This is a genomic window from Bradyrhizobium sp. (assembly GCF_035701725.1).
Lineage (GTDB): Bacteria > Pseudomonadota > Alphaproteobacteria > Rhizobiales > Xanthobacteraceae > Bradyrhizobium.
This window is the reverse complement of the sequence record NZ_DASSRP010000012.1, coordinates 1-3,874: the sequence shown is the minus strand read 5'-3', so window position 1 is coordinate 3,874 and position 3,874 is coordinate 1. Positions and strand designations below refer to the sequence as shown.

Sequence of the window (3,874 nt, the reverse complement as noted above, 5' to 3'; positions counted from 1 at the left end):
GGAAGCCGCAGTGGACCAAGCCGAAGCCCTACAAGTGGGACTACACGCTGTTCGGCAAGCCCGGCGCGTCGTCGGCCAAGCCGGACGAGACGATGGAATTCACCATCGTCAAGCGCAACGGCGCGCTGAACGGCTTCAACCAATGGACGCTCAACGGCGAGGCGTTCTCGATGCAGGCGATGAAGCCGATGTATAAAGTGCGGGAGGGGCGGCGCTATCGCCTGAAATTCCGCAACGCGAGCGACGACATCCACCCGCTGCACCTGCATCGCCACAGCTTCGAGTTGGTGCAGGTCGGCGGCAAGCCGACGGTAGGTATGCTCAAGGACGTGGTCATGCTCGCCGGCTTTCAGAAGATCGAGTTCGACTTCATCGCCGACAACCCGGGCGCGACGCTCTTCCACTGCCATCAGCAACTGCACATGGATTTCGGTTTCATGGCCCTCTTCGATTACGTGTGACACATGGATATCACCGCCGAAACAACGACCGTCCTTGTCGGCCGCGGCTCGCCACTTGAGATCCTGCTTATCTCCTTAAGCTCGGGTTGACCTGCTTCGGCGGTCCGATTACCCACATCGTCACTTCCGGGACGAGTTCGCCGTGCGGCGGAAGTGGATCGACGAGCACGCCTAGGCCGATCTGGTCGGGCTCTGTGTGTCGGGCAGCCCCAAATTCAAGCCGGACAGACGAAAGGCTTGCGGTCCCCGCGGTCGTGCGGACCAAAGCGGACTCCGCCGACCGACACGGATTTCACGCGTCACGCCGCTCTCGCTGGCGAATACGAGCGGTTTGCCCGACGGGCAAATCAGTGGTTGGCTTCTCAACGCTGTCCAGTCCTCTTTGCAAAAATATTCCGCTTAAGCCGACGGGCAAATCACGCCTACACCTTCGCGCGTCTCGCGCCCCCAGGAGGGGCGTATCGCGATCGTCACGAACGTTGGGCGCGGGATGCGATGGACGCGTTGGCGATGAGAGACGAACCTCGCCAAAGCGGACGTGAAGCCACATGGTCCTGACGTCTCGACGCTGACGTCAAGTTGGCGACAATGCTTCGCATTGCGCTGATGACGGTGACAAAAAAGCCCGATCGCCGGGGAGAGTGTGGAATAAGCGTTAAAACCATTGCGCAGGGAAGGCCGGCTGTCCCGGCGACCTGTGGTGACTAACTCGTATGCTTTCTTTGCTGCATACGAGGCTGCGGGTGCGCCTGCGCAACCGGCTTTCCCTGCGCCCTCCATGGGCGAACAGCATGCAAAACTCGGACGCATCGTGTCGCGAGCACGCGGGAGCTTGCCTCCAGCGCACCAGAAGCGGAACTATCTCCTTCGGCCCTGATTAGTTCCAGATCGACAGCAGTCGGTCAGACGGTGCCGAAGGCGACCGACAGGCGATTCGCCAGGAAGACCAAAGGCGGAGCCAGCCGCTAGCTCGTCGGCGGCCTGTCGCGCGTCTTTTCATCCAATGGATGGGCGCATTAGAATGGTACCGCTGCGAGCGCATTAAACCCGAATGCTAGATTTCGAGATTACCCTTGCCCCCCAAAAGCCTTGCCACCTACCGGAAGAAACGGGATTTCGAAAAGACCACCGAGCCGAGCGGCGACGCGGCGGTGGCGCCGTCGCAACAACGTCGCTTCGTAATCCAGAAGCATGACGCAACGCGGCTGCATTACGACCTCAGGCTCGAGTTCGACGGCGTTTTCAAATCGTGGGCGGTGACGAAGGGGCCTTCGCTCGATCCGCACGACAAGCGCCTTGCGGTCGAGGTCGAGGACCATCCGCTCGACTACGGCGATTTCGAAGGCACGATTCCCAAGGGGCAATATGGCGGCGGCACGGTACAACTGTGGGATCGCGGCACCTGGGAATCCGACGACCCCGAGAGGGGATTCAAGAAGGGCGATCTGAAGTTCACCCTGCATGGCGACAAGCTGCATGGCAGCTGGGTGCTGGTACGCATGCGCCACGACCGCAGCGGCGGCAAGCGCACCAACTGGCTCCTGATCAAGCACCGCGACGAATATGCGCGCGACGGCGATGGCGAGGCTGTCCTTGCGGAGGATCGTTCGGTCGCCTCGGGCCGCAGCATGGAGCAGATTGCCGCCGGCAAGGGCAACGCGCCGAAGCCGTTCATGACGGCGAATGGCCACGCCAAGGCCGATGCGGTCTGGCATTCGAACCGCGGTGAGGCGGCCAACGCCCGTGACAAGGCCCGTGCCGGCATCAAGGCGCGTGCCGGAACCAGGGTGGCCGCGCCGGTCAAGGCAACGAAGGTCGACGAGATGCCGGATTTCGTCGCCTTCGAATTGTGTACCTCGGTCGAGCAGCCGCCGCGCGGTACCGGCTGGGGCCATGAAATCAAGTTCGACGGCTATCGTGTGCAGCTGCGGGCCGAGGACGGCGCGGCAACTCTGAAAACGCGCAAGGGTCTCGATTGGACCGACAAATTCGAGGCGATTGCCGAGGCCGGCGCGGCGTTGCCGGACGCGATGATCGACGGCGAGATCGTCGCGCTCGATCACAATGGCGCGCCGAATTTCTCGGCTTTGCAGGCGGCAATTTCGGACGGCAAGACGGATCGGCTGGTGTTTTACGCATTCGATCTGTTGTTCGCCGAAGGCGAGGACCTTCGCCGCCTGCCGCTCGTGGAACGCAAAGCACGGTTGAAGCGGCTGATCGAGGCGTTGCCCAGGAAGGCCGCGAAATCGATCCGCTATGTCGAGCATTTTGAGGCCAACGGCGAAGATGTGTTGCAATCCGCCAAGAAGCTGGAGCTCGAAGGCATCGTTTCCAAGAAGCTGAGCGCGCCCTACCGTTCGGGCCGCTCCGAGAGCTGGACCAAATGCAAATCCCGCGCCGGGCAGGAGGTCGTGCTTGGCGGCTGGAAAACGACGAACGGCAAATTCCGCTCGCTGATGGCCGGCGTCTACCGTGACGGCCATCTTGTCTTTGTCGGGATGATCGGCACCGGCTTCGGGCAGGATACGGTTCGGCGGATCATGCCGGCGCTGAAGAAGGCCGCGGCGGACAAGAGCCCGTTTGGCGGCAAGGATGCGCCGCGCAAGACCCGCGACATCCATTGGCTGAAGCCGGAACTCGTCGCCGAAATCGAATTCGCCGGTTTCACCGAGGGCGGCAACATCCGCCAGGCGGCGTTCAAGGGGCTGCGGCAGGACAAGCCGGCCGGCGAAGTCGTCGCGGAGAAACCCGCCATGGTGAACGTGATCAAGCCCTCGCCGAAGGCGTCGAACAAATCCAGCGACGTGATGGGCGTTGTTATTTCGAAACCCGACAAGGAGCTGTGGCCGGATGCCGGCGACGGCACGCCGGTGACAAAGCTCGATCTTGCGCGCTATTTCGAGACGATTGGTGACTGGATCATGCCGCATCTGAAGGGGCGTCCGTGTTCGGTGATCCGGGCGCCCGACGGCATCCATGGCGAAAAGTTCTTCCAGCGCCATGCGATGCCGAGTACATCGGATCTGCTGACGCTGGCCAAGGTGTTCGGCGACCGCAAACCCTATTTGCAGATCGATCGCGTCGAGGGGCTGGCGGCGGTGGCGCAATCCGGCGGTCTCGAACTGCATCCATGGAATTGTGCGCCCGATGCGCCGGAAGTGCCCGGTCGTCTGGTCTTCGACCTCGACCCGGCGCCGAATGTCGATTTTACCGAGGTCGTCGAGGCGGCCAAGGAAATGCGCCAGCGCCTCGTGGAACTGGGTCTGGAAAGCTTCTGCAAGACCACCGGCGGCAAGGGCCTGCATGTGGTGACGCCGCTGAAATCAGGGGCGCGCGATGAGGTGACGTGGAAGGAAGCCAAGGGCTTTGCGCAGGCGATCTGCATGCAGATGGCCGAGGATCACCCCGACGAC

At 62.3% G+C, this 3,874-nt stretch carries 2 protein-coding genes; both read left to right on the top strand.

The features are described 5' to 3' along the window. The coding region (locus VFL62_RS00515) for a multicopper oxidase domain-containing protein (RefSeq protein WP_325170422.1) at positions 1 to 461 on the top strand (461 nt) is incomplete at its 5' end. A gap of 1,073 nt (positions 462 to 1,534) precedes the next feature. Continuing rightward, positions 1,535 to 3,874, top strand: a 2,340-nt coding sequence (gene ligD, locus VFL62_RS00510; RefSeq protein ID WP_325170421.1) for a DNA ligase D, incomplete at its 3' end; no start/stop codon positions are given.